General features: G+C 55.0%; 20 protein-coding genes. 16 read left to right on the plus strand and 4 right to left on the minus strand.

All coding sequences use genetic code 11. The features are described from left to right. The first annotated feature begins 12 nt into the window (after window positions 1-12). The 3 genes from L1249_RS06680 (at window position 13) to lipB (ending at window position 2300) form a co-directional block, all read left to right on the plus strand. Window positions 13-1212, plus strand: a complete 1200-nt coding sequence (locus L1249_RS06680; protein ID WP_058577796.1) for a D-alanyl-D-alanine carboxypeptidase family protein — start codon at window positions 13-15, stop codon at window positions 1210-1212. 105 nt (window positions 1213-1317) lie between these two features. Further along, window positions 1318-1629, plus strand: coding sequence for an HP0495 family protein (locus L1249_RS06685; protein WP_044628079.1), 312 nt, complete (start codon window positions 1318-1320; stop codon window positions 1627-1629). 2 nt (window positions 1630-1631) lie between these two features. Then, window positions 1632-2300: a lipoyl(octanoyl) transferase LipB gene (gene lipB / locus L1249_RS06690; protein WP_137093759.1), complete on the plus strand. Its 669-nt coding sequence runs from the start codon at window positions 1632-1634 to the stop codon at window positions 2298-2300. A 45-nt stretch (window positions 2301-2345) separates the two neighbouring features. Here the strand turns inward: lipB and lipA are convergent, their stop codons facing one another. Next, window positions 2346-3398, minus strand: a complete 1053-nt coding sequence (gene lipA / locus L1249_RS06695) for a lipoyl synthase (RefSeq protein ID WP_044628077.1) — start codon at window positions 3396-3398, stop codon at window positions 2346-2348. 190 nt (window positions 3399-3588) lie between these two features. Continuing rightward, window positions 3589-4578 carry a LysR family transcriptional regulator gene (locus L1249_RS06700; RefSeq protein WP_062359427.1) on the minus strand — a complete coding sequence of 330 codons (990 nt, stop codon included), beginning with the start codon at window positions 4576-4578 and terminating at the stop codon, window positions 3589-3591. Window positions 4579-4852: 274 nt separating this feature from the next. Between L1249_RS06700 and L1249_RS06705 the strand changes: the two genes are divergently transcribed. The 6 genes from L1249_RS06705 (at window position 4853) to L1249_RS06730 (ending at window position 12556) form a co-directional block, all read left to right on the plus strand. Then, complete coding sequence (locus L1249_RS06705) at window positions 4853-7285, plus strand: DUF3141 domain-containing protein (RefSeq protein WP_228168814.1); 2433 nt, start codon at window positions 4853-4855, stop codon at window positions 7283-7285. 321 nt (window positions 7286-7606) lie between these two features. Next, the gene (gene topA, locus L1249_RS06710) at window positions 7607-10234 is read left to right on the plus strand and encodes a type I DNA topoisomerase (RefSeq protein WP_228168813.1); all 2628 of its coding nucleotides are present in this window, start codon (window positions 7607-7609) and stop codon (window positions 10232-10234) included. Continuing rightward, a complete protein-coding gene (locus L1249_RS06715; protein ID WP_137093772.1) occupies window positions 10231-10692 on the plus strand; it encodes a DUF6586 family protein in 462 nt (153 codons plus the stop codon). Before topA ends, L1249_RS06715 begins: the two co-directional genes overlap by 4 nt. A gap of 125 nt (window positions 10693-10817) precedes the next feature. Further along, window positions 10818-11282: a 2-hydroxyacyl-CoA dehydratase gene (locus L1249_RS06720; protein ID WP_137093774.1), complete on the plus strand. Its 465-nt coding sequence runs from the start codon at window positions 10818-10820 to the stop codon at window positions 11280-11282. A gap of 153 nt (window positions 11283-11435) precedes the next feature. Then, the gene (locus L1249_RS06725) at window positions 11436-12068 is read left to right on the plus strand and encodes a L,D-transpeptidase family protein (protein ID WP_089674789.1); all 633 of its coding nucleotides are present in this window, start codon (window positions 11436-11438) and stop codon (window positions 12066-12068) included. 224 nt (window positions 12069-12292) lie between these two features. Continuing rightward, entirely contained in the window at window positions 12293-12556 is a 264-nt protein-coding gene (locus L1249_RS06730) for an Lpp/OprI family alanine-zipper lipoprotein (protein WP_016914087.1), read from the plus strand. 98 nt (window positions 12557-12654) lie between these two features. On the opposite strand, the gene L1249_RS06735 is transcribed toward L1249_RS06730, so the two are convergent. Both L1249_RS06735 and mfd read right to left on the minus strand, forming a co-directional pair. After that, complete coding sequence (locus L1249_RS06735; protein WP_044628071.1) at window positions 12655-13788, minus strand: L,D-transpeptidase family protein; 1134 nt, start codon at window positions 13786-13788, stop codon at window positions 12655-12657. 98 nt (window positions 13789-13886) lie between these two features. Further along, window positions 13887-17336 carry a transcription-repair coupling factor gene (gene mfd, locus L1249_RS06740; RefSeq protein WP_170968102.1) on the minus strand — a complete coding sequence of 1150 codons (3450 nt, stop codon included), beginning with the start codon at window positions 17334-17336 and terminating at the stop codon, window positions 13887-13889. Between the two features lie 242 nt (window positions 17337-17578). Here mfd and L1249_RS06745 point away from each other — a divergent pair, with 242 nt between their 5' ends. The 7 genes from L1249_RS06745 to nqrF all read left to right on the plus strand — a co-directional run bounded on the left by L1249_RS06745 (window position 17579) and on the right by nqrF (window position 25336). Further along, complete coding sequence (locus L1249_RS06745; RefSeq protein ID WP_044628069.1) at window positions 17579-19042, plus strand: glyceraldehyde-3-phosphate dehydrogenase; 1464 nt, start codon at window positions 17579-17581, stop codon at window positions 19040-19042. Window positions 19043-19348: 306 nt separating this feature from the next. Beyond that, window positions 19349-20698, plus strand: coding sequence for a Na(+)-translocating NADH-quinone reductase subunit A (locus L1249_RS06750; protein ID WP_054645013.1), 1350 nt, complete (start codon window positions 19349-19351; stop codon window positions 20696-20698). Continuing rightward, window positions 20698-21924, plus strand: coding sequence for an NADH:ubiquinone reductase (Na(+)-transporting) subunit B (locus tag L1249_RS06755; RefSeq protein ID WP_058577789.1), 1227 nt, complete (start codon window positions 20698-20700; stop codon window positions 21922-21924). The genes L1249_RS06750 and L1249_RS06755 overlap by 1 nt, the downstream gene beginning before the upstream one ends. After that, the gene (locus L1249_RS06760) at window positions 21924-22745 is read left to right on the plus strand and encodes a Na(+)-translocating NADH-quinone reductase subunit C (protein ID WP_044628066.1); all 822 of its coding nucleotides are present in this window, start codon (window positions 21924-21926) and stop codon (window positions 22743-22745) included. Before L1249_RS06755 ends, L1249_RS06760 begins: the two co-directional genes overlap by 1 nt. A gap of 2 nt (window positions 22746-22747) precedes the next feature. Further along, window positions 22748-23416 carry an NADH:ubiquinone reductase (Na(+)-transporting) subunit D gene (locus L1249_RS06765; protein ID WP_044628065.1) on the plus strand — a complete coding sequence of 223 codons (669 nt, stop codon included), beginning with the start codon at window positions 22748-22750 and terminating at the stop codon, window positions 23414-23416. A gap of 1 nt (window position 23417) precedes the next feature. Then, on the plus strand, window positions 23418-24035 hold the full coding sequence (gene nqrE, locus L1249_RS06770; protein ID WP_044628064.1) for an NADH:ubiquinone reductase (Na(+)-transporting) subunit E: 618 nt from the start codon (window positions 23418-23420) through the stop codon (window positions 24033-24035). A gap of 68 nt (window positions 24036-24103) precedes the next feature. Next, window positions 24104-25336, plus strand: a complete 1233-nt coding sequence (nqrF, locus tag L1249_RS06775; RefSeq protein WP_044628063.1) for an NADH:ubiquinone reductase (Na(+)-transporting) subunit F — start codon at window positions 24104-24106, stop codon at window positions 25334-25336. The last annotated feature ends 147 nt before the right edge of the window (window positions 25337-25483 follow it).

The following is a 25483-nucleotide window of genomic DNA, read 5'->3' on the forward strand; positions in this document are numbered from 1 at the left end:
GAGAAGTATGTGATGAATGTAATGATGTCAATCCGCCGTACCGCCAAGCTCTGCCTCTTCGCAGCGATGACGGCCGTCGTCGCCCCGGCGATGGCTCAGGTGATCCCTCAACCCCAAACGATCATCCCTGCACCACCGCAGCTTGCCGCGAGTTCGTGGATTTTGATGGACGCCAACAGTGGTCGCATTCTTGCAGAGCACAATGCCGATGAGCGTTTGCCGCCTGCAAGTTTGACCAAACTGATGACCGCGTACCTGGTCGAACGTGAGCTAGATCGTGGCACCATCAACCTGACCGATATGGTCAATATCAGCGAAAACGCTTGGCGTACCGGCGGCTCGAAGATGTTCATCGAAGTGGGCGATCGTGTTTCGGTGGATAATCTGCTTCATGGCATCATCATCGTCTCGGGTAACGATGCCAGCGTGGCCATGGCAGAACATCTGGCGGGCGGTGAAGCGCCGTTTGCCGACCTAATGAATCAGCACGCCACGCGTTTGGGCATGAACGATACCCACTTCATGAATGCCACTGGCTTGCCCCATGAGAATCACTACTCGACCGCCCATGATATGGCGCGTTTGTCTCGTTACATTATCAACGACTATCCCGAGCACTACGCCATCTATTCACAGCGTAACTTCTCGTTTGCGGGCATCGATCAGCCGAACCGTAACCGCCTGTTGTGGCGCGACCCGACCGTAGACGGCCTGAAAACCGGCTGGACCACCGAAGCAGGTTACTGCCTGGTCGCTTCGGCGCAGCGTGATGGCATGCGTCTGATCTCCGTGGTGATGGGCACCAGTTCCGAAGAGGCGCGTGCCCAGGAATCGCAAAAGCTTCTGAGCTATGGCTTCCGTTTCTATGAAACCATGAAGCTCTATGAGCGCGGCGCCGTGCTGGCAACGCCGCGCGTGTGGGGCGGGGACATCAACGAGCTACGTGTGGGGGTGGATGAAGAAGTTTTCATGACGCTGCCCCGCAATCGCAATGAAGAGCTCCGCGCCCGTCTAAATTTGGATGCTGACATTCAAGCACCTGTGGCAGTAGGTGATGACGTTGGTACGCTGGAAGTCTATCTAGGCGAAGAGATGGTGGGGGAGCGCCAGCTCGTCGCGCTGGAAAACATCGAAGAGGGTGGGCTGTTCAAGCGCCTGTTCGATCAAGTGCAGCGTTTCTTCAGCAACTTGATCAGTAATTTCACCAGCTAAACGGCCAGTGTTGGGCCCAGCTTCTCACATACGCCTTGTATTGTGAGAGGTTGGGCCTTATTTATTGGGATTAGCCCAACGATTCACTTAATGTAAAGGCGAGTTATGAAAAAAGGTGCCAAGCAAGGGCTGCGTGATTTACGCCAGCCCGTGGCGAAAGAGCCACCCAAAATTACCTTCCCGTGCGATTACCCGTTAAAGGTCGTGGGCGATGCGGCTGACGATTTTCCAGCCACCGTGTGTCAAGTCATCGTGCGTCACGCGCCTGACTTCGATGAGACCACGTTGGAAGTCGTGGATAGTCGCAATGGTCGTTTCCAGTCCGTTCGAGTCACCATCGTGGCCACAGGGGAGCAGCAGTTGAGCCAACTGTTCAACGAGCTGAAGGCCACTGGCCGCGTGCACATGGTGGTATGACCATGAGCGACGACGCCCCGATTGCTCTGCACCGCCTCGGCTATCGCCCCTATCTACCAGTATGGGAAGCCATGCGTGAGCTTACCGACACGCGCGATGAAAACACGGCGGATCAATTTTGGCTGGTCGAGCATGAGCCTGTATTTACCCAAGGGCAGGCGGGCAAGCCAGAACACCTGTTGATGCCGGGCGATATTCCTGTGGTCAATACCGACCGGGGCGGACAGGTTACCTATCACGGGCCGGGGCAGGTGGTCCTCTATCCGCTGCTGGACGTGCGTCGGGGCAAGATCGGCGTGCGCGACTTGGTCACGGCGCTCGAAAATGCCGTGATCGACGTGCTAGACGCGTATGGAGTGCGCGGCTGGGCCAAGCCCGATGCGCCGGGGGTTTACGTAGAAACGGCCATGGGGGAGGCCAAAATCGCCTCGCTCGGCCTGCGTATTCGTCGTGGGGCCAGCTACCATGGCGTCGCGCTGAACGTCGACGGCGACCTGTCGCCGTTTGCGCGTATCAATCCTTGTGGCTACGCGGGTATGCAGGTCACTCGTCTTGCCGATTTGGTCGATCTCTCTCATGGACAAGACGGGACTAATGGTAAAGACGTTGGCGAACGGCTTGCGCAGGCGTTGGCCGCGCGACTGAAGCGTACCTTGGTGGTGCCTGAGTAACGAAGACTGCCTGCAGAGCGCTGTATGCAGGCAGTCCGCGGCGAGTTAGCCGACGTTGAAGGCGGGGATGCGGTTGCTGTCCGGCTCTTGACCTGGAATGGCCGCAGGAGCGGCAAGACCCAAGTTGTTCTTTTCGAACACGCGGTCTGCCCGGTAGCTAGAGCGTACCAGCGGGCCGGATGGCACTTCCATAAAGCCTTTCTCAAGGCCTAGTACGCGATAGCGCTCGAACTCTTCTGGGCTTACCCAGCGCTCCACGGCCAAGTGGTTTTTGGTTGGGCGCAGGTATTGGCCTAACGTCACGATATCGACACCAATCTCACGCAAATCGTCGAAGGTTTGCAGGATCTCTTCGTCCGTTTCTCCCAGCCCCAGCATCAAGCTGGTTTTGGTGATGATGTCGGGGCGATACTGCTTGGCGTGGGCCAATACGTCGAGCGTTTTGCGGTAGCCAGCGCGAGGGTCGCGCACTTTGCTGGTCAGCCGCTCAACGGTCTCAACGTTTTGCGCAAACACCTCAAGCCCTGAATCGACCACGCGCTCAATAGCGGCTTTATCGCCATCAAAATCAGGCGTTAACGCCTCAACAACCACCTCCGGCGTGCGCGCTTTAATGGCGCGAATACAGTTGGCGTAGTGGGTGGCGCCACCATCGTCTAGATCGTCACGGTCTACTGAGGTCAGCACGATATAGCGAAGACCCATTAGCTCGACGGATTTGGCGGTATTTTCCGGCTCTTCGTGATCCAGCCAACCTTTAGGGTTGCCAGTATCAACCGCACAGAAGCGGCAAGCGCGGGTACATACTGAGCCCATCAACATAATGGTGGCGGTACCATTGCTCCAGCATTCACCCATGTTAGGACAATGGGATTCAGCGCAAACGGTGCTGAGCCGGTGCGTCGCCACGTTTTTCTTAACGGCCTCAAAACGCTCGCCGCCGGGAATTTGCGCGCGCAGCCACTTTGGCTTGCGCTCAAGTGAAGGGGCATCTGCCTGCGCTTTGCGCTGCTTCATGCCATCTTTAATCACCGTCATGCCATGTTCGTTACGGAATTTTTCGCCGCTGGGCACGCGCTGGGAAGGGGTGTTGCTCATAGGAGAGAGCCTCTCTACTGTGCGGCTGGTAAGCAGAAAATCCGAGCGACGCATCACGAAAAATATACGTGCAAAATGTGGCCGCGATGCAACTGTTTACCATGCCCTGAGTAACGCTAACTGATACGTAGGTTGTAAATAATGTAACATATTTGGCAATCAACAAGACACCGTAGAACCGCTAGTGATCCTATTCCAGTGACAGGGCGGGTAAGCAGGAAACTCCATGGCTAGGAAGCGGGCTGCCAGTCGCTTGGAAGTGGCGCTGGAACTCGCTCAGATGCTCACGCACAAAACGCAGGAAGAGCTCTGCTACCGGAGTGGGAAAGTGGTCTCGGCGATACACCGTGCACCAAGCGCGGCGAATGGGGAAGTTGGGCAGTTCCAGGGTAGCTAGCAACCCCTGTTCGAGCTCGCGCTGTACGGCTAAGCGGGGCAACACGGCGACGCCCAGGTGAGCCATGACTCCTTGTTTGATAGCTTCGTTGGTGCCCAGCTCGATACGGTGGGCCAGCCCCACTTCCTGATCCACGGCGAGCTGCTCGAAGGCACTGCGCACCCCTGATCCTGGTTCGCGCATTAGTACGAAATGGCGTGCGAAATCCGTCAGCGTTGGATTGGGCATACTTAGCAGAGGATGTTCTGGCCACACTACCGCCACAAGCTCGTTTTCAAGAATTGGCATAACCACCAAGCCGTCGTCTTCTGGCACCATGGCCATGATCACCACGTCGTCTTGTTGTTCGGCCAGCCGCTCAAGTGCTTGGCTGCGGTTACACACCTTTAAACGCAACTGAACATCCGGGTATCGTGCGCGAAATTTAGCCAGCACATAGGGCACGACATACTGCGCGGAGGAGACGGCAGCGACGTTCAACTTGCCGCTGATCTTGCCGTTAATGTCTGAAAGGCTCATTTGCAGCCGCGACAGCTGACCAAAGATTTCCCGCGTAGAGAGGGCCAGTGTATCGGCCGTTGGCAGCACGTGGAGAGTTTTCCCCGCATACTTAAAGAGAGGCTGCCCCAACGCTTGCTCAAGCTGTCGAATCTGCGCGCTCACGGCTGGTTGTGTCAGGCCGAGCTGCTCGGCGGCCCGTGAATAGGAGCGTTGTTGATGCACTGCCTGAAACACTTGTAGCTGTCGAAACGTTAAGCGGTTGAGCAGCGTGGGGGATGACATAACCACCTCAGGGTAAACTTCCTCGGTAAAAAAGCGCACTGTATAAGGCCTGTTATATAGGGCTTGGCCTCAGCGTCGAAATGCTATCACTGATTTAGGGCTACCGCCTTGAAAGCTTGGCGGTATATAAACGGTGTACGTTTCGATCAATAAGGCAGTTGTTGGAAAATGGGGGGTAATCATCGACGTTAGGCAAGGAGTGGCCTAAACTATATTGCATTGCAGCATCATTGCTTCGGGATTGGTGCCATGCATCAACCCAATGGGAGAATATATGAACTTTCTCGCTAATCCTTTGCTTACCGCCAATGCGCTTGCTGCTCCTTGGTTTGGCTCATCGAATGATTCCGCGGCGTTACCGGGCGGTGAAGCTCTCGCTAGCATGATGGACCCTTTTGGGTTTGGTCGTGCCGCGGTTAGCTACTGGCGTGACAGTGTAGAGCGCAACATCCTTTATTGGGATGTCATGCGCGAGCGCGGCAACCAGTATCTCGAACACATGGAGCAAACGAAGCCCAATGTGCTCGGCTTTGAAACCGAGGTGTTAGTGGATGGCCGTACGCTGCCTAATCCGACTAACTATGAGTTACTGCGGGTATTGCCGCCTAAGAATATCCAGATTGACCCACAAAAACGCCCCTTTGTTGTTATTGACCCGCGTGCAGGCCATGGCCCTGGTATCGGCGGTTTTAAGCCTGATAGCGAACTCGGTGTCGCGCTAAAAGCGGGCCATCCCTGCTACTTTATCGGCTTTTTACCTTTCCCTGAGCCAGGCCAAACGGTGGAAGATGTGGTGGAGTCGGAAGTGGCCTTTTTGCGCCACGTGATTGCGCTACACCCGGAAACCACTGAAAAACCGATGGTGGTTGGTAACTGCCAAGCGGGCTGGCAAATCATGATGGCCGCCGCCCTTGAGCCTGAAGTATTTGGGCCAATCTTAATCGCTGGTGCACCGCTCTCTTATTGGGCTGGCGAGCATGGCAAGGCGCCCATGCGTTATACCGGCGGTATGACAGGGGGAAGTTGGATTACTGCATTGACCAGTGATATCGGCAACGGCCTATTTGATGGGGCGTGGCTGGTTCAGAACTTTGAGCGCCTCAACCCGGCTAATACCTACTGGAAAAAGCAGTACCACCTGTATGCCAATATTGATACCGAGTCCAAACGCTATTTAGAGTTTGAACGCTGGTGGGGTGGTCATGTGGTGCTGGGCGGTAATGAGATCCAGTACATTGTCGATAACTTATTTGTCGGCAATCGCCTTTCTACGGCGCAACTGGTTACCCGCGATGGACGGCGTATTGATCTGCGTAATGTACGCTCGCCTGTGGTGGTGTTTTGCTCACGGGGGGACGATATTACGCCACCGCCTCAGGCCCTGGGGTGGATTCGTGATCTGTACGCGGGCGAAGAGGATATCATTGCGAATGAGCAGACGATTATTTACTGCTTGCATGATACCACTGGGCACCTGGGAATCTTCGTATCTGGCAGTGTTTCCCGCAAAGAGCACTCCGAATTTACGGCCAACATGGACTACATCGATGTGATGCCGCCAGGGCTGTACGAAACGACGATTTCTCATGCCGACGAACACACAGACGCCGAGCTGATTGAGCGTGACTATCTGCTGGAATTTGCGCCGCGCAACTTCGAAGAGCTTGATCGTGACGTGATGCATCAGCCGGAGGATGATCGGCGCTTCGCCACCGTTGCCCGCATCTCTGAAATTAACCTGGGGTTTTATCGTCTCTACGTGCAGCCGTGGATACAGTCCATCATGACGCCCGAGGCGGCGCGCTGGATACGGCGTATGCACCCCATTCGCCTGGGCTACAAGCTCATGTCAGACCGTAACCCGCTGACGGTGCCGCTACCGGTTATGGCCGACTACGTGCGCCGCCATCGTCAGCCGGTGGAGCAGGACAACATATTTAAAGCGCTAGAGCTCATGGCATCTGATCAAATTGTAGTGAGCCTGAATGCATGGCGTGACCTGCGCGATAGCTCAACCGAGCGCCTGTTTATGGATATTTATGGTCAACCGCTGCTCCAGGCCGCTGTTGGCTTGTACGGGGATGCCCATGTACATCGCCGCCGTCCTGGCGCAGAGCCTGAGCACCGCCGCTTTATTGAAAACCGCCAAAATGAGCTGCGTCATAAAATTGCTCAGGGTGGCCCTCATGAAGCCGTGATGCGTTCAGTGATCTATGTGCTAGGTGGCGCACCGGCCACCGATGAGCGTAACTTTAAGCGCCTACGCGCCTCTCGGGCGGAGCTTGAACCCAGCACCTCCTTGAGCGAATTTAAGCGCCTAGTGCGTGAGCAGTTCTTTATTTTGAAGCTTGATCGTGAGCAGGCGCTTAATACGTTGCCGGAGCTATTAAAAGGGCAAACCGGTGAGGAGATAGATAACTATATTAGCCACTTAGAACATGTCTTTGCCGCTAGCGGTGAGTTAACTGAACATGCCGCTAACCGGTTTGACCAAGTAAAAGCGTTGTTTGATAAAGCGCGTCCGGCTGCCTTGGCGGCGCCAGCCCCTGAAACAGCGCCCACATCTGACTCCACTGCGGCTACAGCGGAAATAGCAGCCGAAGCGAGTAACACTGAAAAGGCCCAAGAATCATCGGTAGAGGCGCCAAAGAAAAAGCCAGCCACCCGGCCGACTGGTCAGCGCAGAAGCTCGCCCCGTAAGCGTTAGATAAAGTTGCTAAGACGCCTTCGCCCCCGCTTTTTAGCGGGGGCTTTTGCATTGATAGGCGGCGATTTGGGTTGCCGAGTGCCGAGCGGCAGTCTAGTGTCTAGCTACCCTGATGCAAAAAAGCATCGTAAAACGCACCGCGCCGCTAATGCGTTGTTGTTAGTGTTCGCTTAGCTCCCTAAGAGGCGGTTGCTACTAGCGCTTAATCAAGGGCTGGGGTAGGGTAGGCGCATTTTTCTCATGGTCGCCAAGCACACATTGAGGCGGCAACGTATTCAGAGCATGGGCGATAGCGCCTGGGCAATAGAAAAGTGGAGCACTATGGGCAAGTCACTGGTCATCGTCGAATCGCCAGCGAAAGCGAAGACGATTAATAAATATCTCGGCAACGATTTCATCGTAAAGTCGAGCGTAGGTCATATCCGTGACCTGCCGACCAGCGGCTCAGGTAAGGCAGCCTCCGACCCAAAGGAGCGTGCACGCCAGGCCGCGGCAACGCGTAAGATGTCGGCGGAAGAGAAGGCGGAGTATAAAAAGCGCAAAGCTCACGACCAGCTCATTCGACGCATGGGGATTGACCCAGATAACGGCTGGGAAGCGCGCTATGAAGTGCTTCCGGGGAAAGAGAAAGTAGTTGCTGAGTTAAAGAAACTGGCTGAGAAGGCCGATGCTGTTTATCTCGCTACGGATTTGGATCGTGAAGGGGAGGCGATTGCTTGGCACCTTCGCGAAACCATCGGTGGCGACGATAGCCGCTACAAGCGCGTGGTGTTCAACGAAATTACTAAAAACGCCATTCAGGATGCGTTTAAAGCCCCCGGTGTCTTGAACATCCCCCGGGTTGAAGCCCAGCAGGCACGCCGCTTCTTGGACCGCGTAGTGGGCTTTATGCTCTCGCCGCTATTGTGGGCCAAGATTGCCCGCGGGCTTTCCGCCGGGCGCGTACAATCTGTCGCGGTGCGTCTGATTGTGGAACGTGAGCGGGAGATTCGCGCTTTTATTCCCGAAGAGTTTTGGGACGTTCATGCGGATCTCCTCTCTCCGGATGGAGAATTGGTGCGTTTTGCCCTTGTTCGCCAGGATGGCAAGCCGTTCCGTCCCACCTCTGAAAAGGATACCCTGGCGCGTATTGAGCAGCTGCGCAAAGCCAAGCTCTCGATTACCTCGCGGGAAGATAAACCCACCAGCTCTAAACCGACCGCGCCGTTTATCACCTCTACGCTTCAGCAGGCAGCCAGCAGCCGATTAGGGTTTTCGGTGAAGAAGACCATGACCATGGCCCAGCGGCTTTATGAAGCGGGCTACATCACCTATATGCGTACCGATTCCACCAACCTATCTAAAGACGCGGTGGAGAGTGTCCGTTCGTTTATTGGTGATGAGTATGGTGCGCGCTATTTGCCTGAGTCGCCTAATCGATACAGCAGCAAAGAGAGTGCTCAAGAAGCGCACGAAGCCATCCGGCCCTCTAGCGTCGAGCGCAAAGCGACTGACTTGGCAGGTATGGAGCGTGACGCCGAACGCCTCTACGAGCTTATTTGGCGGCAATTTGTGGCGTGTCAGATGACCCCAGCCGAATACCTCTCCAGCACGCTCAGTGTGGAAGTAGATGGCTACGACCTGCGTGCCAAAGGCCGCGTGCTGAAATTTGATGGTTACACCCGGGTAATGAAGCCTACGGGCAAAAACGAAGATCAAAGCCTGCCTGACCTGCCGACGGGCACGGCAATGCAGCTAGAAAAACTCGACCCTCAGCAGCATTTTACCAAGCCGTCCGCGCGCTACACCGAAGCCAGCTTGGTCAAAGAACTAGAGAAGCAGGGCATTGGCCGCCCCTCCACCTACGCATCGATTATTTCGACTATCCAAGATCGTGGCTACGTGAAGCTGGAGAACCGCCGTTTTTATGCCGAAAAATTGGGCGATATCGTCACCGAGCGGTTGAAAGAGTCCTTCCCTGACTTAATGGACTACTCCTTCACTGCCCGCATGGAGGACAGCCTTGATGAAGTGGCTGAAGGCGAGCGCAATTGGCGGGAGCTGCTTGATGCCTTCTACGATGAGTTCCGCATGGAGCTGATGAAGGCTGAAAGCGAGGAGGGCATGCGTCCGAACCAGCCGGTGCCGACTGATATCGACTGCCCCAGCTGTGGCCGAAAAATGCAGATTCGAACCGCCTCTACCGGTGTGTTTTTGGGCTGCAGCGGCTACAACTTGCCGCCTAAAGAACGCTGCAAAACCACCATTGACCTGATTCCTGGTGAAGAGGCCGTGGCGGAAGACGCGGGCGAAGAAGCGGAAACCAATGCCCTACGTGCCAAGCGTCGCTGCCCGAAATGCGGCACGGCGATGGATAACTACCTGATTGACGAAACTCGTAAGCTTCATATTTGTGGCAACAGTCCAGACTGTGACGGTTACGAAGTAGAGAGCGGCAAGTTCAAGATTAAAGGCTACGATGGCCCGGTCATTGAGTGCGATAAGTGCGGCTCCGAGATGCAGCTAAAATCTGGCCGATTTGGCAAATACTTTGGCTGCACCAACAGCGAGTGTAAAAACACCCGCAAGCTGCTGCGCAGTGGTGACGTCGCGCCGCCGAAGATGGACCCGATTCCCATGCCCGAACTTGCCTGCCAAAAGGTGGAAGATCATTACGTGTTACGGGATGGCGCTAGTGGCTTGTTCCTGGCTGCTAGTAAGTTCCCTAAAAATCGTGAAACCCGCCCGCCGCTGGTTAAAGAGCTGAAAGCTCACGCTGACGAGCTGCCGGAGAAGTATCACTTTATTCTTGATGCGCCAAGCGAAGACCCGGATGGCCGCCCTGCGCAAATTCGCTTCTCGCGTAAAAACAAAGAGCAGTACGTGATGACAGATGAAGAGGGCAAAGCGACCGGGTGGAAAGCAACCTTCGAAGGCGGCAAATGGCACGTGGAGGATAAACGCAAGTGAGCCCGCGTTCCCGTACTAACCAGTTATTGTATCAGGCCGAACTGCTGGTCGGCCTGCCGGTATGCGATGACGAGCACAGCCCTGCCCGACGGATGGCCATCGAAGAGAGCGCGCTGGCGCTGTTCGAGCTAGCACTGGGCTCGCTGCTCAAAGAGGTAACCGAGCACGCACGGTTGACGAGCCATGACTGGCGCGCGCTGCTCGCCAGTGACGGCCCCGATGTGGCAGAGCTGCAGCGTCTACGCGATGCCATGCAGCAGCCGGAAAGCTGGCTTTACTGGCTGGTGGGGCAGCTAGAGAGGCTGCACAGTGATGATGGTGCTGCGCGTCGCGCTGTGCAAAATCCTTCTATGATTGCGGTAGGTAGCCAGTTGACGTTAGCCGAGCAACTGTTAGAGAACCTACAAGCGGCTAAGCGTGATATTGCCTCGCTACGGGAGACAAGCCAAGAGTGGTAGTCCAGCGGCAGTGCGGTGGTGATAGAGGGAGAGGTTGCCAATAGCGTCTGGTTGCTTACTCTGATAGGTTGAAATGTGCCTATTCGTCACCACGTTATATGGAAACAGCGATACAGGAGGCACGGATGCGCTATAACCAAGTCAAAGATCTCATTGAGTGGGCAGCGGGTTATCATGGCCGCATGGCGCGCCAATACAGCGCTGGCGCAGAACAAGCCGAGCATGAGCGCCTAGCCATGGCGCTCACCTACCTAGCCGATAGCGAGCTAAAGATGAAAACAGGGCTTGAGGCGCTGTTGCACGATGGCTCGGATCATCGTGGAGTGTTAGAAATATGGTTTGACGATTCAAGCGACTTCCCCCAGCCCCCTGAGCTTGATGCTCTGGCAAAGCAGAGCGTGGCAGGTTCGATTGATGAGCTAACCAAAACAGCGGTAGAGTCCCATCGTAAGTTGCAAAGCCTTTATGAACATCGCGCTTCTCGGGCCAAAATTGAGCCCGAGGAGACGTTTTTTAGCGCATTGGCAGAAGGTCATAATGCAGAAGCTCGCAAACTAGTCGCGAGCATGCAGGAGTTTGACGATATTTAGTGAACGTTGAATTAAAGTTTGTTTCAGTGCTGCTCGTTATTCTGAACGCTAATTTGATGGTCGAAACGCTGACAATAGCTGTGTGAATAAGGTATAACAGCCGCCACTAATGTGTCCTCGGCCTAGCCACACTGGCCTGTATTTGAGAGCAAAATAATGTCTGTGAACCGTCGCCGATTTTTGGCGTTGGCACTGGGCTGGCCAGCAGTGGCTAGCGCAACTGCTACAAGCGCTGTGAATGATTATGAGTCAACCGATTTGGTTGAGACGCTGCTTTCTCGCGCTGCTGTGCCACGCCACAGTAGTGAGTTGTGGGTGCTAATTGACGATAAAGAGGCAACGCTGACCATTTTTCGCGGGAATGCGCTGGTAGAGCGTTTTGCGCCTATTTCATTGGGGCGCGGTGGCGCAAAAACCCAGCGAATTCGCGGCGATAACGTTACACCGCTGGGCGAATTCAGAGTTAATCGATTTAATTTCGAAAGCCAGTGGCATATCTTTATTGGTATCGATTATCCTACGCCACCTCACGCACGTATGGCGCTTGAAAAAGGTATCTACTCCCAAGCGGATTACGAAGCCTATTTTGACCACTACCGGCGTTATGGCTCTCCCCCGCAGAATACTGCGTTGGGTGGCGCTATTGGGATTCACGGAGTTGGCGGCGGTGATCCAGAGATCCATGGTAGCTTCCACTGGACCCAAGGGTGTGTGGCAGTCACCAATGAACAGATCGTACGTGTGGCCGAATTAGTAGATGTTGGCACACGCGTGGTGATCCGCTAGGCTTGTGTTGTTGAAGGAAGTTCTAGGTTTTAAATATGTGGCTATAGACAACCGCTGTGGTCTATTATAAAACAGCGTTTGACTTGCGTGCCTTGGTACGTAACCCTGGTACAAGTCGCTGTAAAGAACCTGCACCGCAGGTAGACAAATTTAAGCTAACGCTTTAGCTTTATTTTTTGTCATACCCTTAACGTAGTACCCAAGGAAGACTCAAGGAGAACATTATGACTCTGAAGACTGCTCTGAAGATGACTGCCGCTGCCGCTTCTCTGGCAATCCTGGCTGGCTGTGCTTCTACCAGCGCTCTGGAAGAAGTTCGCATGACTGCTGAATCTGCACAGGCTGATGCCGCAGAAGCACGCAGCATGGCTTCACAAGCTCTGAACACTGCAAACCAAGCTCAGCGCGACGCGCAAGCTGCTCTGCAGATGTCTGAGCAGAACCGTGAAGAAATGAACCGCATGTTCCAGCGTTCCATGCAGAAGTAATTCTGCTTGGGCACCGAGCATGATGCATGTTCGGTGGTCGCTGTAGATGTGAAAAACCCCGCCTCGGCGGGGTTTTTTGTTGGCTAGCGCTTTGCGCGTTAAGCGTCGCCTTCAACTCGAACGGTCGTGGAAAGCTCGACACCTTCCAAAATTCCCTCTAGCTGCTGAGTGGGCTGCGGCTCGGGTTCCTGCTCAGGGGCGGGTGCTTGCGGGCCATATAGCGCCACAAAGCGGCCGTCTGGTGCTTCCACCGCGCGTTTGACTTGCTCGTAATCCACTTCTGCTTGATCTTCTGCCAGTTCGCTGACCCGCTCAATGGCATTAAGAAGCGGCTCAAAGTTGCCTACGTTCTCTTCCAGCTGAGGGTAGGATTGCACAAACAGTGTGCCGTCTGCCGCCCAGCCTGCTTTAAAAGGCGCATCCATCAGGTTTACCTTAGTGCCGCTTGGTAGGCGTTCATACAGCGACTCGATATCTTCCGGGTACATGCGAATACAGCCACGGCTGACACGCATACCCACGCCATCAGGGCGATTGGTCCCATGGATCAAGTAGCTCGGCATAGCCAGCAAGATGGCATGACGGCCAAGCGGGTTGTCAGGCCCTGGTGGAACGATAGCGGGTGCAGGCTCGCCTCTTGCAGCCGCTTCACGACGCATCGAGGCGGGCGGTGCCCAGGCAGGGTCTTTGACTTTGACCGTGGTCCGCGTGATGCCTACCGGAGTCGCAAACTCCTCGCGGCCAACGCTGACAGGGTAGGTTTCCACAATGCCGGGATTGTCGGCAGGGTAGTAGTAAAGGCGCAGCTCGGAGAGATTGACCACCACGCCCTCGCGTGGCGCAGGCGGCAGAATGTACCGCGCAGGGATCACTACCTCGGTGCCTTTACCCGGTACCCATAAGCTAACGTCTGGGTTCGCCATGCGAATCTCTTCGTAGCCAATATTATGGCGACGAGCGATGTCGATAAGCGTCTCTTCGGGGTCCTCCACCGTAACGGTGTAGTACTCACCAATAATATCGCCGTGCTCGGGTAGTCGGAAGTGGCCGCGCGGTAGTTCCTGCGCCTCAGCAACTTGCTCTGCACTAGCAGTGGCGTCGTCAGTAATCGCCGCAGTGCTTTCGGCCTGCTCGGCCGACGGCTGTGCATAAACGGGGCCCACAAGGCTCGCTGCCAGCAGAACTGCCAGGCTGGTAGGTCCCCAACGGGTAATGTTCTTACGAATGTTCATGGTCGATCCTAATCAATGTATGCACTGCTGGTACGCATGGTAATGGGCAGCGATGCGTTACCGATATGTGCTGCTTAATGACAAGTTTGCCCCAAGGTTCACGCCGCCGCTACTTTTTGATTAAGGGTCGTTAGCAGTGCTTCAATCTTTTCGAAACGCTGTTCGACCGTTTCCATTGGAAATTCAAAACGTAAAGTATCGGAACCATCTAAGCGGTAGTGCTGGGGAGATTTTTGAATCAGCGTGACCAGGGTCAGCGGGTCTACCTGGGTAGTGGTGTTAAAAATCATGCGGCCGCGCTGTTCACCTGCTTCTATGCGCGCAACACCGAGCTGTTCTGCCCGGTGGCGCAGCTTCGTCTGCCGAATCAGGTTCTTCAACGGCTGTGGCAGTAGACCAAAACGGTCGATCAACTCTACCTGCAACTCTTTAAGCTCGGTATCTGATTGCGTATTAGCGATGCGTTTATACATGACTAGGCGCTGCTGTACATCGTGAATGTAATCATCGGGAATGAGGGCAGGCAGATTCAGGCTTATTTCGACGCCTGTGTTGAAGGGCGCGTCGATGTTAGGGGTTTTGCCTGCGCGGATTGCTTTCACCGCCCGATCCAGCATTTCCATATAAAGGGTGTAGCCAATGGTTTCCATTTGGCCGCTCTGCTCGTCTCCCAAGAGCTCACCCGCACCGCGAATTTCCATATCGTGGCTAGCCAATGTAAAGCCTGCCCCCAGGTCGTCGGAGGCGCTAATCGCCTCAAGGCGTTTTACGGCATCTCGTGTCATGGCTTTGGGTGGCGGGGTTAGTAGGTAAGCATAGGCCTGATGGTGGCTGCGCCCTACGCGGCCGCGCAGCTGGTGTAGCTGTGCTAGGCCGAACTTATCCGCACGCTCAATCAAAATGGTGTTGGCGCTAGGTACGTCAATGCCGGTTTCTATAATGGTGGAGCACACCAGCACGTTAAAGCGTCGGTGGTAGAAATCAGACATCACCCGCTCAAGGCTGCGCTCTGGAAGCTGGCCGTGGGCCACAGCAACGCGGGCTTCCGGCACTAGCTCGCGGATCTGTTCAGCAGCATTCTCAATGGTTTTAACTTCGTTGTGCAGGAAGTAGACCTGACCGCCGCGCAGGATCTCCCGCAGTAGCGCTTCCTTAATAATGCTGTTATCGCGCTGCTGTATAAAAGTTTTTACCGATAAGCGCCTTGCGGGCGGAGTGGCGATGATAGAAAGGTCACGGATGCCGCTCATGGCCATATTGAGCGTACGCGGAATGGGCGTGGCGGTGAGTGTGAGAATGTCGATTTCCGCGCGTAGGGTTTTCAACTTCTCTTTTTGGGCGACGCCGAAGCGGTGCTCTTCATCGATAATCAGCAGTCCCATTTTGGGCAGCTCGACGCTTTTCGAGAGCAGCTTATGGGTGCCAATAACGATATCGGTTTGGCCGCTTTTGATGCCTTCCAGGGTTTGCGTCATCTCTTTGCCACCGGTAAAGCGCGAGATTAGGCTGATATTGACGGCAGTGTCGGCAAAGCGGTCGCGGAAGTTCTCGAAGTGCTGGCGTGCTAGCAGCGTTGTCGGCACTAGCACTACGACCTGTCTGCCGGACTGTACGGCGAGGAAGGCGGCGCGCATGGCCACCTCGGTTTTACCAAAGCCCACATCGCCGCACACCACGCGATCCATTGGCTGAGGAGAGACCATGTCGCTGATCACTGCTTCGATAGCCGCCTTCTGATCCGGTGTTTCCTCAAACGGGAAGCTGGCCGCAAAACGCACATACTCATCGCCGGGCGGGTCGTACACTGTGCCTTGCTGGGCTTCACGGCGGGCGTAAATATCCAATAGCTCTGCGGCGGTGTCGCGAATTTTTTCAGCGGCTTTGCGGCGGGCTTTCTCCCACTGGTCGGAGCCCAGCTTATGCAGCGGAGCGAGTTCGTCATCGGCGCCGCTATAGCGCGAGATAAGGTGCAGGCTATCTACTGGCACATACAGCTTGGCGCCGTCGGCATAGGAGAGGGCGAGAAACTCGTTGGCCTGGCCGCCCGCTTCCAGAGTCTCCAGGCCCAGGTAGCGGCCTACGCCGTGGGCTTGGTGAACCACCGGTGCTCCTTCGCGCAACTCGGAAAGGTGGCGGACCGCTAGTTCGTTATCGTCGGTGGCTTTTTCCCGCCGACGGCTTTGCCGCACGACGTCGCCAAACAGCTCGGTTTCGCTAATTACCGCGACATCGGGCTCGGTGAGCCATAGGCCACTGCCCACCAAGCTTTCCGTTATAGCGATGTGCTCGCTGCCTGCTAAAAAAGCCTGGAAACTATCGCTATGGGGCAGCGATAGTTTCAGCGGGGAGAGGACTTCCTCCAGTGCTTCTCGCCGCCCGCGAGACTCGGCAACAAACAGCATGCGGGTCTTGGGATGGTTATCTAAGAAGCTCGCCAGCTCGCTCAGCGGCTGTTTGGCACGCGCATTGATGGCCAGAGAAGGGAGTGCTTGGGCCAGAGGAGCAAGCGCATGGCGTTGGCTGTCGTCCTCAGTGAACTCAAGCCGAGGCCGCGCTTTAATGGCTGAAAACACTTCGTTAACTGGGAAGAACGCCCGGTGAGGCGGTAGTAGCGGCCGTGTAGGGTCAACACCTAAATTCTCATAGCGCGATTCAATCGACTGCCAGTGCTGCTCAGCCGCGTGGAAAACGTCTGGGAGCAAGGCGATGCGAGTGTCTTCGGTGAGATGCTCAAACAGCGAGGCGGTTTCCTCGAAAAAGAGCGGTAAATACTGCTCTAGCCCAGGAGAGGGAATCGCTTTCAGCGCATCGTTATAGAGCGGGCACTGGCGCGGGTCGACATCAAACAGGGTTTCAAACTGCTCACGAAAGCATGCGATGGCGCTGCGGCTGAGCGAATACTCATGGGCGGGCAGCAGTTCGATGACATCCACTTTGTCGGTAGAGCGCTGGCTGCCGGGGTCGAAGTGGCGCAGTGTGTCGATCTCATCATCAAATAGATCAATACGAATCGGCTCATCCATGCCCATGGCAAATAGGTCGATAATCGCGCCGCGCATGGCGTATTCGCCCGGCTCATAAACGGTCTCTACCGCACGATAGCCTGCCCGGGAGAGCGATTCGCGGAAGGTTTCGCGATTCAGCGTGGCCCCCGCCTTTAGCGTCATCACGCGGCCAGCGATGTACGAGACAGGCGGCAGCCGCTGCATGAGGGTATTGACTGGCACAAGCACGATACCGCGCACGCCATCCTGTAGCAGGCGCAGCGTTCTCAGCCGAGCAGAAATAATATCTTGGTGGGGCGAGAAGCTGTCGTAGGGCAAGGTTTCCCAATCGGGGAAGGGGAGAACCGGTACGCTGCTATAAAAAGCGAGATCTTGTTCCAGCCTCTGGGCGCTGGCGGTGTTGGGAGTGATCACCAGTAACGGTGCGCTTGACGCTACCTGAGCTAGCGCCAGGGCAGTCGCACTGCCCGGCGGCGCTTGCAAATAGAGCGTATCGCGAATCCCTTGCGGCTGAGGCGGTTCGAGCAGAGAGAAAGAAGGCATAGTAAAGGTATCGTTTTGCACAGAAACGGAACCAAGATCATACACGATCCGCCCTTTCGCGCAGAGGCTTTGGCGCCATGGGGAGTTAAGATCGCTTGGTCGCTGCATCATTGGCGTTTGTAGTCAATACCCTGTTTCTGTAATACCCCTACATGTTGTGCGACTATCCATTCATTGCGGCACCTTAATAAGCTCCGGATAATGCTCGGGACATCCCCGTTCATAACTCAATGAGGCCGCACGTGAGTCAGCAAGCGCTCGAAAACGTTTTTCAGGAATGGCAAAACAACGAAGCTCTGGCGGAGCAAATGATCCCACTAGTGGGGCAGCTCTATCGCCAGAACAACGTTGTGGCCACGATGTTCGGACGCTCTCTGATCAAGCGGTCGGTCATTCGTATCCTTAAAGATCACCGTTTTGTGCGCAAAATTGAAGGCACAGAGCTGTCGGTAGAAGACACGTACCCCATCGTAAAAGCGATGAGTGAGATGAATCTGGGGCCTGCTCACGTCGATGTGGGTAAGCTAGCAGTGAGCTTTAAGCGCCAGGGCGGTGGCGACCTTGATGCGTTTTTGCGCCATGAGCTAGGCGAGATCATCGACGGCTTTCAGCCGGGCGGCAACAAAGGCGAGCCTCAAGACGTCGTGCTGTATGGTTTTGGCCGTATTGGTCGCCTGCTGGCGCGCGTGATGGTCGAGAAGGCTGGCGGTGGAAACCTACTGCGTTTGCGTGCCATTGTGGTGCGCGGCCGTGGTGATGTGGCGAAAGACCTGGAGAAGCGTGCCAGTCTGCTGCGCCGCGACTCGGTTCATGGCCCGTTTGATGGCACCATCGCCGTGGATGCTGACGCGCGTACGCTGACCATTAACGGCAACGTGGTGCAGGTCATCTACGCCGACTCCCCCAGCGAAATTGATTACACCACCTACGATATTCACAACGCGGTGATTGTTGATAACACCGGTATTTGGCGTGATGAAGCGGGTCTAGGCCAGCACCTTGAGTGTAAAGGTGCAGCAAAAGCGCTGCTGACGGCGCCGGGTAAAGGTGACATCAAAAATATCGTATTCGGCATTAATCACGAAACGATTGGCGATAATGACCGCATCGTGTCGGCGGCTTCCTGTACGACGAACGCCATTGTGCCGGTGTTGAAAGTACTCAACGATGAGTACGGTGTGGCGACAGGGCACGTAGAGACCGTTCACTCCTATACCAACGACCAGAACCTGATTGATAACTATCATAAAGGTGATCGTCGTGGCCGTAGTGCGGCGCTTAACATGGTACTGACCGAAACAGGCGCAGCTAAAGCGGTTGCTAAGGCGCTGCCGGAGTTAGAAGGCAAGCTGACTGGTAACGCCATTCGCGTACCGACCCCGAACGTATCTATGGCGATTTTGAATCTGACGCTGGATAAAGGTACCGATGCAGACGCGCTGAACGACTACCTGCGCCGTATGTCGATTGATTCTGCTTACCAAAAGCAAATCGATTTCGTTGACTCTGCAGAAGTGGTTTCTTCTGACTTCGTTGGTAATCGCCACGCGGGCATTGTTGATGCCAAAGCAACCATCGCTAACGGCAATCATGCAGTGGTCTACGTCTGGTACGACAATGAGTTTGGTTATAGCTGCCAGGTCATTCGTATTCTTCAGCATATGTCGAATGTGCAGTTTTTGAAGCTGCCACGTCAGGCGAGTTAATGAGTGCAGGTCCGTAGTGCGCTAAATTAGGGCATTACTTAAAACGTTGAATCAACGCCACCTTCGGGTGGCGTTTTTGTACCAGAAACAAATGCACTACAAATGCATATAGCACTTTTGGAGGCCATCAGGGATGTGGTCATTGGCCGCGCTTATCTTTATAATGCGATAGATTTTTCGGGGTGGTTCAAGCTTGCTTGGGCCTGACTGGTAACAATCTGAACAGAAAATAAGAATTCACTGGGCAGAAAATAAGCATTCGAACCCCTTACCTTCGTATATCCGATCCATCAACTGGGCGAGACTATGATCGAAGTCAAAAAAGGCCTGGATCTCCCCATCACGGGAGCGCCCGAGCAGCGTATTGAAGATGCGCAGCCTGTGCGTCACGTGGCAATCCTGGGCACTGACTATGTTGGTATGAAACCAACAATGGAAGTTCAGGAAGGGGACAAGGTCAAGTTAGGCCAGCTTCTCTTCACCGACAAGAAAATTGATGGCGTGCGTTTTACCGCGCCTGCCGGTGGTGAAGTAGTCGCAATTAACCGTGGCGAAAAACGTCGTCTGCTGTCTGTGGTTATTAAAGTCGATGAAAATGAAGAAGCGATGACATTTGCTTCTCATGATCGTGGTGCTTTAGGACAGCTTGATCGTCAAACCGTTGTCGACCAGCTTGTTGAGTCAGGACTTTGGACTGCCCTGCGCACCCGTCCTTTCTCACGCACACCAGCCATCGATAGCGTTCCTGCTGATATCTTTGTCACCGCTGTAGATACTCATCCGCTAAGCGCTGACCCTGCCTTTATCATCAATGAAAATGCCCAAGCATTTGAAGACGGCCTCAAGGTGCTAACCCGCCTGACCGAGGGCAACGTTTTTCTGTGCACGGGTGCAAACGCCTCAATTCCGGGTGGTGATGTCAGCGGTGTAAAAACCGAAAGCTTTGCTGGGCCGCATCCGGCTGGTTTGGTAGGCACACACATTCACTACCTCTCGCCCGTGGCGCTGCATAAGAAAGTGTGGCACATCGGTTATCAGGACGTGATTGCCTTCGGCAAGCTGTTTGTAGAAGGTAAGCTGGACATAAGCCGCATCGTAGCGGTAGGTGGCCCGCGTGCAGAAAAACCGCGCATTCTGCGTACCCGTGTGGGTGCCAGCACTCAAGAACTCTTAGCAGGTGAAGTCATCAAACCCGATGACACCCGCGTGATTTCCGGCTCGGTTTTCTCTGGCGCTGCCGCTGAAGGCAAACTGACTTATCTGGGTCGCTTCCACAACCAAATCAGTTTGCTGGAAGAGGGCAATAAGCGCACCTTTATGGGATGGTTATCTCTGGGTGCGAATCGCCACTCCGTTATGGGCATTTATCTTTCCAAATTTAAAGGCCTGAGTAACTACGCGCCGACTACTTCTACAAATGGCTCCGAGCGTGCCATGGTGCCGGTGGGTAACTACGAGCGCGTCATGCCGTTGGATATCATGCCAACGCAACTGCTGCGTTCGCTGATTGTGGGCGACATTGAGGTTGCCATGCAGCTCGGGTGTCTTGAGCTGGACGAAGAGGATCTGGCGCTGTGTACCTACGTTTGCCCCGGCAAATATGAGTACGGCCCCATCCTGCGTGACAATCTCACCATGATCGAGAAAGAGGCCTGATGATGGGTATTCGACAAACACTCGATAATCTCGAGCCGCACTTCCACAAAGGTGGTAAGTACGAAAAGTTCTATCCGCTCTATGAAGCGGTAGATACGATTTTCTACTCGCCCCCCAGCGTTGCAAAAACCACCGCTCACGTGCGTGATGGCGTCGACCTGAAACGCATCATGATCACGGTATGGATGTGTACCTTCCCGGCCATGTTCTTCGGTATGTGGAACGCAGGCTGGCAGGCGAACACTGCCATCGAAGCGGGTTATGCCTCCATGAACGGCTGGCGCGATGCCATCATGATGACCCTCGCGGGCGGTCATGATCCCAGCAGCCTGTGGGCTAACTTCGTTCTTGGCGCGACATACTTCCTGCCCATTTACCTCGTGACGTTCGTCGTGGGTGGTTTCTGGGAAGTGCTGTTCGCCATTAAGCGTGGTCACGAAGTCAACGAAGGTTTCTTCGTGACTTCCGTGCTGTTTGCGCTGATTCTGCCAGCCACTATTCCACTATGGCAGGTTGCACTCGGCATTACCTTCGGTGTCGTGATCGGTAAGGAGATCTTCGGCGGCACGGGTAAGAACTTCCTGAACCCTGCGCTGACGGGCCGCGCGTTCCTCTACTTTGCTTATCCGGCACAAATTTCTGGTGACGCAGTATGGGTCGCCGCCGATGGCTACACGGGTGCGACAGCGCTCTCCATGGCGTTTCAAGATGGTATGTCTGCGCTGACCAACACCTATAGCTGGTGGGATGCGTTCCTGGGCTTCATGCCAGGTTCCGTGGGTGAAGTCTCGACCCTGGCTATCCTGATCGGTGCCGCTGTACTGCTTTGGACCAAGATCGCCAGCTGGCGCATCATGCTGGGCGTCTTCCTGGGCATGGTGATCACCAGCACGCTGTTCAACCTGATCGGCTCCGAGACCAATGCTATGTTCGCGATGCCGTGGTATTGGCACCTCGTCATTGGTGGTTTTGCCTTTGGTATGGTGTTCATGGCGACCGACCCAGTGTCTGCCGCGATGACCAACCAAGGTCGCTTGGTGTTCGGTGCCCTGATCGGTGTGATGACGGTCTTGATCCGCGTAGTCAACCCGGCGTTCCCGGAAGGCATCATGCTGGCCATCCTGTTCGCCAACCTGTTTGCGCCGCTGATTGACCACTTCTTCGTCCAGGCCAATGTGAAGCGCCGTCTCAAGCGCACTGGTACACCGGCCGAGGAGACTGCCTAATGGCACAAGGTAACAACTCCATCAAGAAAGTCCTGATCGTAGCGTTCTCGCTGTGCATCGTGTGCTCGGTCATCGTTTCGACGGCGGCCGTAGCACTGCGCCCAGCGCAGCAGCTCAATCAGGAGCTGGACCGTAAAACCAACATCCTCAACGTGGCGCGTCTTTACGAGCCGGGTATGGATGTGGAAGAAGCGTTCAGCACCCAGATCACTGCGCGCGTCGTCGAACTCGAAACCGGTGACTATACCGATCAGTTCGATCCCGAGACCTTCGATGGTTTCGAAGCTGCACGCGATCCGGCCACTGGCCGCACGCTGTCTGGCGACCGTGACATCGCGGGACTCTCGCGCGTAGAAAAATTCGCGACTGTGTACCTAGTAGGCGATCCTGAGAATCCTGACCAGATCGTTCTGCCTATTCGTGGGCAGGGCCTGTGGGGCCGTATGATGGGATTCCTGTCGGTAGAGGGTGACGGCAATACCATCGTCAGTATCACCTACTACGACCACGCAGAAACACCGGGTCTAGGTGCTGAGGTAAACAACCCGCGCTGGCAAGCCCAGTGGGAAGGTAAAAAGATTTACAGCGAAGAGGGCGACCTCTCTCCTGAAATCCACCTGACCAAAGGCGGCGCGAGTAACGAGTACGAAGTCGATGCGCTTTCCGGTGCCACGCTGACCAGTAACGGCGTGACCAACATGCTGCAGTTCTGGCTCAGCGAAGAGGGCTTTGCTCCTTACCTGGCTAAATTCCGCAGCGGTACCGAGCCATCAGACGCCGAAGACACCGAGACTGACTTCGACGACGTTGAGGGGGCCTGATCATGGCGGATGTAAATGCAAAAGGCGTTTTAACGGCGCCTATTTTTAAGAACAACCCCATTGCGCTTCAGATTCTGGGGATCTGTTCTGCACTGGCGGTGACCACCAGCATGAGCGTGTCGCTGGTCATGTCGCTGGCGGTTATTTTCGTAACCTCTTTTTCGAACCTGTTCGTATCGTTGATTCGGAATCACATTCCGTCTTCGATTCGTATCATCGTTCAGATGACCATCATTGCCTCGTTGGTTATCGTGGTCGACCAGATCCTCAAAGCCTATGCTTACGAAATGTCCAAGCAGCTGTCGGTGTTCGTCGGTCTGATCATCACCAACTGTATCGTAATGGGCCGCGCGGAAGGTTTCGCGATGTCCAATACGCCGGGCATGTCGTTCCTGGATGGTATCGGTAATGGCCTGGGCTACAGTTTCGTCCTGATGGTGGTAGGTTTCTTCCGCGAACTGCTGGGTGCTGGCAGCGTGTTCGGCTTCACTGTACTGCCGACCATTCAGAATGGTGGCTGGTACGTGCCGAACGGTCTGCTGCTGCTGCCGCCGTCTGCTTTCTTCATCATTGGTCTGTTGATCTGGGTACTGCGCTCTGTCAACCCGGAGCAAGTCGAAGAGAACGAGTTTAAGATGAAGCACAACACCAAGCCGAAGGAGGCCGTGTAACATGGAACACTATCTAAGCCTTTTCGTCGCTTCGGTATTCGTCGAGAACATGGCACTTGCCTTCTTCCTGGGCATGTGTACGTTCCTCGCGGTATCCAAGAAGGTGTCTTCTGCCATCGGTCTCGGTATTGCGGTTATCGTCGTACTGACGATCACTGTGCCGGTCAATAACCTGGTATTCACGTACCTGCTGCAAGAAGGCGCGCTGACCTGGACCGGCATTAGCGGTGCTGAAAACATCGACCTGTCATTCCTGGGTCTGCTCTCTTACATCGGTGTTATCGCGGCACTGGTACAGATCATGGAGATGTTCCTTGATAAGTACGTACCGTCGCTTTACAACGCGCTGGGCGTTTTCCTACCGCTGATCACCGTAAACTGCGCCATCCTGGGTGGCGTACTGTTCATGGTAGAGCGTAGCTATAACTTCGGTGAGGCCGTGGTATATGGCTTCGGCGCTGGTACCGGTTGGGCGCTAGCAATCGCTGCTCTGGCGGGTATTCGTGAAAAGCTGAAGTACAGCGACGTGCCGGGCGGTCTGCAGGGTCTTGGCATCACGTTTATCACCGTTGGCTTAATGTCACTGGGCTTTATGTCCTTCTCTGGCATTCAGCTTTAATCGGAGCCGGTTTTCTCGGCAGCCCAGGCTGCCGAGGTACAGAAAACCTTCAGCAATAGGAAACCGACATGGTTGATACATCTGTCATCTTGCTCGGTGTTGTCATGTTCACGGTCATCGTCATTAGTTTGACGGCGATCATTCTGGCAGCGCGCAGCAAGCTAGTGAGTAGCGGGGACGTGACCATTGAAGTCAACGGCGACCCTGAGCACACCCTGAAGACCCAGGCCGGCGGCAAGCTTTTGAACACCCTGGCGGCCAACGGTATTTTCCTCTCTTCCGCCTGTGGTGGCGGTGGCTCTTGTGCCCAGTGCAAATGCCGGGTAAAAGAGGGCGGCGGTTCTATCCTGCCCACCGAAGAGTCGCACTTCACCATGCGCGAGAAGAAAGAGGGCTGGCGACTCTCCTGCCAGGTTCCTGTGAAGCAGGATATGAAAATTGAAGTGCCGGAAGAAGTCTTCGGCGTGAAGAAGTGGGAAACCGAAGTAACGGCCAACCCCAATGTAGCGACCTTCATCAAAGAGCTGAACCTGAAGCTGCCTGAAGGCGAGGAAGTTGCCTTCCGCGCCGGTGGTTATGTCCAGCTGGTAGCACCGCCCTACGATATCAAGTTCTCCGATTTCGATATCGAAGAAGAGTACCGTGGCGACTGGGAAAAGTTTGGCCTGTTCGACATTTCCCATAAAAACAACGAGGAAGTCATCCGCGCCTACTCCATGGCGAACTATCCGGAAGAGAAAGGCCTCCTCAAGTTCAACATTCGTATCGCAACTCCGCCTCCTGGCAGCAGTCATCCGCCGGGCCTGATGTCCACCTACGTCTTCAACCTGAAGCCGGGTGACAAGGTAACGGTGATGGGGCCGTTTGGTGAGTTCTTCGCCAAAGACACCGACGCTGAAATGGTCTTCATCGGTGGTGGTGCCGGTATGGCCCCGATGCGTAGCCATATCTTTGACCAGCTTAAGCGTCTGAAATCGACGCGTAAGATTTCGTTCTGGTACGGCGCGCGCTCCTGGCGTGAGACCTTCTACAACGAAGAGTACGACCAGCTGGCGGAAGAGTTCCCGAACTTTGAGTGGCACTTGGCACTCTCCGATCCGCAGCCGGAAGATAACTGGGAAGGCCCGACGGGCTTCATCCACAATGTATTGTATGAAAACTACCTGAAGGACCATCCGGCGCCTGAAGATTGTGAGTACTATATGTGTGGGCCGCCCATGATGAACGCCTCTGTTATCAAGCTGCTGCTTGATATGGGCGTTGAGCCGGAAAACATCCTGCTGGATGACTTCGGCGGCTAATATCGCATCAGCGAACGTTAGAAACGGGGCTAGCCTTTGGGCTAGCCCCGTTTGTTTTTGTTTACCGTTTTGTTGGCAGATGCGAATATCCGTGCTGAAAAACACCCAATGCCTGATCATTTTGCGGTGGTTGAGGTACAATGGGAG

It is taken from the genome of Halomonas sp. Cn5-12 (assembly GCF_021532545.1).
Classification (GTDB): Bacteria; Pseudomonadota; Gammaproteobacteria; order Pseudomonadales; family Halomonadaceae; genus Vreelandella; species Vreelandella aquamarina.